The sequence below is a fragment of the Planktotalea sp. genome, assembly GCF_049680325.1.
Taxonomy (GTDB): domain Bacteria; phylum Pseudomonadota; class Alphaproteobacteria; order Rhodobacterales; family Rhodobacteraceae; genus Planktotalea.
The window spans coordinates 1-6,607 of sequence record NZ_JBAUHO010000352.1; the positions used below are offsets into that span (position 1 = coordinate 1).

Consider the following 6,607-nt stretch of genomic DNA (forward strand, 5'->3'; position numbering starts at 1 on the left):
GTCTGGAAATGGCCCGCGTGTCCCGCGTGAAACAACGCGCACATCATGGCCTTTGGCGACCAAGGTGCGCGTCAGATGCGCGCCGATAAAACCCGTGCCCCCGATGACCATCACATCAGGTTTCGGATCGCGGGTTCTGGGTGGATGATTGTGCGTTTCTGCACCCTTTGCGGGCAGGCGATCCATCACTTGCTGTAGGGCGTCCATTACCTTCACACCGCTTGCCGCGTTAAAGCGTGGATCAATCTCGCCCTTGTTTGCAAGGGCGTCGTAGAAGGCAGCAGTGATGCCGAGAAAGCTAAGCCCATAGGCGGATTTGCGGTTCAAGGATAAGGTTTGACGCACGGCATTTATAACGCCTTCGCGAAGGTGGCCGACTGATTGGGTCAGTTGGTTCACCAAAGGGTTCACAATCAGATCAGCCGCATTTTCCGAGCGGACAACGAGCGCGTCGGCGGCATAATCGTATTTCGCTAAACCGTTGGAACCACGCAGGGTAAGCGAGCGATCGTCAAGCGTTTCAACTGTGCTTAGGTTAACTGTGATATCCACATGACCCGCGCGCGCAAGAATGCGCCAGCTTTGATGCCGCGTCGCGCCGCCCGGTAATTTGGTGGGGTGGCTAAGATGCACATCAAGAACGTCGATGTCCCCGAACAGATCAACAGCGAAGGCGAACAAATGCGGCGCAAGTTCAAGCAAAAGGTTCTTGGGTTCGCGCAGCATCCATAACCCGAAAGGACCAGAACGCAGCGGAGCAAGCGGGAAACACCAGTTGAACTCAGCGGCGCTAATGCGGCCAATCTTGCCAGCTGCGCGCGCAGCTTTCAGGCGTTCGTATCCCGGAAGGCTCAGGAAGTTGTGGCCCACGGCGAGCAGGTTTCCGCTTTCGCGCGCGGCATTTGCCATCGCGCGCATTTCGTCAGCGCTGGTTGCGACAGGTTTTTCCACAAGAACTGCGACGCCCGCGCGCAAAGCCTTTTCAGCAAGGTCGGCATGCAGTTGTGGCGGTGTCAGAATGTGAACCGCATCTACGGTTCCAGAGGACAGCATCGCGTCCACGTCGGTGAAAACCGTGGCACCGCGCGGCTCTGCCAGATCACGCGCCGCGCCTTCGGAAACGTCGCATACCGCAGCAAGCTTAACACCTGCGGTTTGCTTGATGGCGTCCGCGTGCCATGTCGCAATATAGCCTGCGCCGATTATGCCAGCGCGCAATGGGGTACTCATAATGTCATCCTACTTGTATTCGATCAGGCGCATATCGCGGCCCATGCGTTTGCGCCAATAGTAACGGATCATGCCCAGCATGTTGGGTATCTTGGACAGGGAAAGTAGTCCTGCTAACTGATACAAGAGCGGGCGCTGCTCGATACCCTCATTCTTGAGGCCGAAAATCGTGCGCCCGTAGGATACCCCGTAAGCGAGGATCACCAGCAGCAGAAGTTTCCAGGAAAACAGCAGACCAATAAGGGCCAGTGCGGGCAACACACCGCCAAAGACCATGACGCGCTTACGCTCTGGTCCGAAGTAACCCTTGTGCAGGTCGGCAACCTGCGCAAATCCATGCCCGGAACGTTCTGCACGTTTCCACCATTCGGTGAAGTGCAGCATGTTGGCGTCGTGCAAAGTCATCTGTTCAGGAATACGCAGTAGCTTCCATTGCGCCCCGGCAAGCCGTTGACAAAACTCGTCATCTTCGGCGGCAATCACGGTGGGATCAAATCCGCCCACATCATCAAAAGCAGCAGCGCGCACCATCATATCGCCGCCGCAAGCTTTGATCGTCCCAGCAGGGCGATGCCACTCCACATCGCATAGTGCGTTGTAGATGGAGTTGTCAGGAAAGATTTCGCGCCGCCACCCTGTCACCAGTCCCAACGTGGGGTCAGCGGCCATTTGTGCGCTCGCTTTGGCGATCCAATCAGGCTCAACACCGCAATCGCCGTCGATAAATTGCACAAATTCACAGTCCGCGATTCCCATCAAGGCCTCAAATCCTTCGTTGCGGGCACGCGCTGCGGTAAAGGGGGTGGCCGTATCCAGTTGCACCACCTTCACGCCCAGCGAATGGGCAAAGGCGACACTATCATCGGTTGAGCCACTGTCGACGTACACCAAATGCGCCACTTGCGGTATGAGGCTGGCAATACAACGCTTCAAACGCGCACCTTCATTGCGCCCGATGACGATCGCTCCGACACTACTCACGGCTCTCTCCTTACGGGCATGTCTGCATCCGTCTTTTCATAAGCGTCAAGAAGCTCGGCCAACCATGCGGTCTCATGAGCGATATTGAAGGCTGCGCTAACTTTTTCGCGCCCCGCGCGGCCCATTCGCTCTGCCATGACGGGATCGCTCAAAAGCGCATCGATTGCGTTGGCCAATGACGTGCTGTCACCGGCGTGGGTCAGGATGCCATGAACGCCATCTTCGACCAGTTCGGGCACGCCGGCCACGTGGGTCGTGATGACAGGAACCGCAGCGGCCATGGCTTCCATCAAAACAACGGGAACGCCCTCGGCAAAGCTCGGGAGAACGAAAACATCGGTGCTGGCAAGGGCCTCTGCGACCTCGGATTGGTTTTTGTAGCCAACGAATTTCGTCATACCCGCCAGACCCATTTGCGCGGCTTGCTTTTCCAAGGCTTCGCGCTCTGGCCCATCTCCGATGAATGTGAGGGTTAAACCGTCATGCTCGCCTAACATTTTCAATGCATCCAACAAGACAGGCACACCTTTGACAGCAGCGAGTCGTCCAACGAACAAAAGCTGCTTGCCGCGTTTGCGCGGAGTCGGCGTATAGCGATCAGGTTCGATCCCGCAATGCACGATATGTAGTTTGCCCCAATGCTCTGCACCTGAGAAATTCATCGCCTGAGCACGGCAAAAATGACTGATGCAAGCGACAAATCTGGCCGAAGCGATTTTGGCGTCCAAACGCCAACGGTGAGGTTCAAAGAAGATGTCAGGGCCATGCAGGGTAAAGCTGTATGGAACACCGCTAAGCGCGCTGGCTATCATCGCAACTGTGCAGGACGCCGTTGCAATGTGGTTGTGCAAATGGGTGATGCCGCGCTCTTGCATGTGGCGGGCAAGAACGCCTGCCTCGGCGAAGTAGATCATCTGGTAAGTCGCTGCTTTCACGCCCGGCGCGCGGGTGCGCCAGGCTTGCGAAAATGCCCCGAAATAGCGGCGCGGATTTTGTGCGAAAAGGCTGATGTGGGCATGCAGCAAGCGCATTGGGTTCTTGGCGGCGTCAAGCACATGAAACGTGTTCGCCGCCTCTGTTTGTTGCTCAATCCCGACATGGTGGCTGGGGTCGGTGCGGCGGATCGAACACGTCTCGACCTGCATCCCAAGCGCACGCAATCCCGCGACCTCGCGCTGAATGAACGTGTCCGTCGCGCGGGGGTATTCCCCGGTCAGATATGCGATTGGCCCTGCCTTAGTCATCTTGCATCGCCCTTTTCATCAGCACCTCAAAGGCAGGCATCTGGGTGTCACCAAATTGCGCGCGCATCAAGGCGTTGTCATAAGCAAGGGGTTTCATCCGTGCATGCAGCACTTTTTTGCGCAGCAATCCGGGGCGTCCTTTCCAGAAGGACAGCAAGGCACCAACAGCAGTCAACGCCTGCCATGGCAAGGGAATAACCAATTTCGGCCAGCCTGATGCACTAAGCGCGGAAATAAACCGGATGCGGTCAGGAAGGTCCGTATCGACCACATTCACTGCACCGCTTGCTTTGCTTTGTGCCGCCGCGACGGCGATCTTGGCAACCATATCCACATGGGCAAGTGGCACTTGCCCGCGCGATGCGAGCCGCAGCAGAATTGGCCCAAGCCCAATTCCAAGATGTGCATTCATGTGTCGTTTCGGCCCATAAATCGCACCGATCCGTAGTACGCTTGCGTCTGGGTTCTCTGCTGCCACGATGACTTCTTGTGCTAGTTTGGCACGCACATATCCGTCGCGTTGAGCGGGGTGAAACTCGATCGGGCTGGCTTCGCTCACAATGCCCCCGATTGGGATCGCCGCAAAATCATAGATCGCGATGGAGCTGATCTGAACCAGATGCGCGTTCAGCGCATTTGCCACGTAACAGATGGTTTGCGTTGCTGGCAGGGTCGAGCGTTCGTGCAATTCCCAATCACCGCTCATTTCCGAGGCCGCGTGGATAATAGCATCGGCACTTTTGATCTGCTCTATTAGGTTGGCTGATGCACCGTCCCTGGCAAGGTCTTGAACAAGGCCTGCGCCAGGGCTGCGCACAATGGGCGTTACACGATGCCCGTGAGCCTCTGCCGCACGGACGATGGCTTTGCCCAGATAGCCCGCCGCACCGGTCACAACGATATGAAGCGGAGCTATCGCGCCCATGGCATCGGCTCCATCACATCGCAACTGGTGTTCATTTGCTGAACACCGCGCGTGCGTCCTGCGTGCTGAATTGCGAGCGTCACCTCGTTCAGATGAAGCGCGAAGTCACCTGCAAGACGCGGTGCGCGACCTGCTTCAATGGCTTCTGCCATTTCCATAGGGCCAAGCGCAAAATTCATTTCCGCCGCGCCCCAGCGTTTGACTTTGGGATGGCTTGGTTTGCCTAGTTTGATGCGTTTTCCAATCGGGTGTTCCAGCAGGCGACGCCGTAAAACCATACGCTTGTTAAAACGCACGGGCGCTGAATTGGCCCATGCTTTCTTGACGCTCAGCACCCCTTTGTCGCCAATCATTCGAATGCGGTGATCGTGCGGGGCTGTGATCGAACAGGTCAGACGAACGGGCGGTCCGCCGCGCGCAAAGAACAAGGTTGCGACAGAGAAATCCGCAGTGCCATTCGCGCCCGGTTTATCGGGAATTGTTTCGGCAGAGGCCGCGATGACTTCGACGACCGGGCCGAACATGGCAATGAGCCAACTCAGGTAGTAGCCGGCATGTTCCAATGTGCAGCCCACGTGAAATTCATCTTCATACGGCCATGGCGCGCCGCTTTCGCTTTTCCAGTCCTGATAGGGCGCTTGGGGGATAAACCCGTCATCAAGCTCTGCATAGATCAGACGGATATCGCCCGCTGTTCTTTCGCGCGCCGCTTTGGCGAGCGTTTGTGCGGCTTCACCAAGAACGGAGCATGGCGCAGACGCGAGGTGCAGATTGCTCTGCCTTGCGAGATCATGCAATTCTTCAGCATCGCTCAATTCAAGCGCGAGCGGTTTTTCCGAATAGACATGGTGACCCGCATTCAAAATCGCGCGGTTTACCGCGCTGTGGGCGCGTGGGTTGGTCAGGTTAAGGACGATGCTGCCGGTCGGTAGGTGCTCAAGCAGCGCGTGTTGTGATTGTGCCGCGTCCAGTTTCCAATAGTCACAAAATTGAGCCAATCGCGCCGGGTCTGTATCGAAAACTCCGGAAATTCGCTGGTTTGGAAAGCTGGCGAATGAGCGCATATAGAGATCGGCAACAAAGCCGCATCCGATGATCGCTATATTCGTCATTCCAATCACCCAAGGCCCACTGGTAACTGCTTACCACTTACAGATAAGAACTCACCATACAATCATGGCCATTCTTTGACGATTTGGCTTATTTCCGCGCTGTGGCGTGATAATTCTGGCGCAATTGAGCGGCATAGGGGTGTAAGCGGTTATGAGTAATGAAGTGAGGGCGCTGTGCGACTGACAGGTAAGAATTTCGCAGTTGATATCAATGTAGCGACGCAAAGCGCCTTGATGGATGAGGTTGCGCGACGTTTTCAGCAACAGCAGGGCTTTGCCTTGGCAACAATCAATCTGGATCACGTCACCAAACTGGAACGGGACGCAAGTTTTCGTGCGGCTTATGCAGCGCAGGATCTGGTTGTGGCAGATGGCAATCCAATCGTTTGGGTTTCGCGCCTTGCTCGCAAGCCTGTTGATCTGATGCCGGGCTCAGAGCTGGTTGTGCCCCTTGCGCGGCTTGCCGCGAAAATGGGTGCCTCTGTTGCTCTGATTGGCAGTTCGGATGCATCGCTCGCGGCGGCAGGCGACGCATTGAGACAAACAGCACCTGGTTTGCAAATCGCCTATGTCCATGCGCCTGCTTTCGGGTTTGATCCTAATGGTGATGCGGCGCGTGCGATTTTGAAGGATCTTGATGAGAGCGGTGCTCAACTGGCTTTTCTGGCGCTCGGCGCGCCCAAGCAAGAAACCTTTGCCGCGCTTGGCCGCAGTCTTGCGCCGCAAGCCGGTTTCGCATCAATCGGCGCGGGACTGGATTTTCTATCAGGAACGCAAGTACGTGCGCCCAAATGGGTGCGCAAGATTGCGATGGAATGGTTCTGGCGCATGGCCAGCAATCCGCGCCGCATGTTTGGACGCTATGCCTTAAGTGCGATGGCGCTGCCGGGTTTGGCATGGCGGGGTTACCGCAGCCGTTAGAGTGGCGTGATGAGGCGCGGTTTTTGAGGGCGGCTAAAGGTAAGCAGGGCTTTGATCCTACGCTTCAGCCCGCTGCCTTGCAGAATTTCGCGTTCCATTTCAAAGGTGGTTCCAGTTAGCGCAGGATCATGCATCAACGCGAGCGCCGCGCCCCAACCTGCGGCCGTTTCGGGTGAAAGCCCTTCGCTGATTCC

6 protein-coding genes and 1 pseudogene are annotated in these 6,607 nt (G+C 56.7%); 1 reads left to right on the forward strand and 6 read right to left on the reverse strand.

The window, feature by feature from the left end:
* From WBC85_RS15690 to WBC85_RS15710, 5 genes are all read right to left on the reverse strand, one after another.
* Nucleotides 1-1,230: Gfo/Idh/MocA family oxidoreductase (locus tag WBC85_RS15690; protein ID WP_424439397.1), on the reverse strand; the 1,230-nt coding region annotated here is incomplete at its 3' end.
* A gap of 9 nt (nucleotides 1,231-1,239) precedes the next feature.
* Nucleotides 1,240-2,211 carry a glycosyltransferase gene (locus WBC85_RS15695; protein WP_424439400.1) on the reverse strand — a complete coding sequence of 324 codons (972 nt, stop codon included), beginning with the start codon at nucleotides 2,209-2,211 and terminating at the stop codon, nucleotides 1,240-1,242.
* The gene (locus WBC85_RS15700) at nucleotides 2,208-3,455 is read right to left on the reverse strand and encodes a glycosyltransferase family 4 protein (protein WP_424439403.1); all 1,248 of its coding nucleotides are present in this window, start codon (nucleotides 3,453-3,455) and stop codon (nucleotides 2,208-2,210) included. Before WBC85_RS15700 ends, WBC85_RS15695 begins: the two co-directional genes overlap by 4 nt.
* Complete coding sequence (locus tag WBC85_RS15705) at nucleotides 3,448-4,380, reverse strand: NAD-dependent epimerase/dehydratase family protein (RefSeq protein ID WP_424439405.1); 933 nt, start codon at nucleotides 4,378-4,380, stop codon at nucleotides 3,448-3,450. Before WBC85_RS15705 ends, WBC85_RS15700 begins: the two co-directional genes overlap by 8 nt.
* Nucleotides 4,368-5,492 carry a Gfo/Idh/MocA family protein gene (locus WBC85_RS15710; protein ID WP_424439407.1) on the reverse strand — a complete coding sequence of 375 codons (1,125 nt, stop codon included), beginning with the start codon at nucleotides 5,490-5,492 and terminating at the stop codon, nucleotides 4,368-4,370. Before WBC85_RS15710 ends, WBC85_RS15705 begins: the two co-directional genes overlap by 13 nt.
* 174 nt (nucleotides 5,493-5,666) lie before the next feature.
* Here WBC85_RS15710 and WBC85_RS15715 point away from each other — a divergent pair, with 174 nt between their 5' ends.
* On the forward strand, nucleotides 5,667-6,413 hold the full coding sequence (locus WBC85_RS15715; protein WP_424439409.1) for a WecB/TagA/CpsF family glycosyltransferase: 747 nt from the start codon (nucleotides 5,667-5,669) through the stop codon (nucleotides 6,411-6,413).
* Here the strand turns inward: WBC85_RS15715 and WBC85_RS15720 are convergent.
* Nucleotides 6,410-6,607: pseudogene (locus WBC85_RS15720) on the reverse strand (oxidoreductase); the annotation flags it as partial. The gene WBC85_RS15715 and the pseudogene WBC85_RS15720 sit on opposite strands and share 4 nt — an antisense overlap.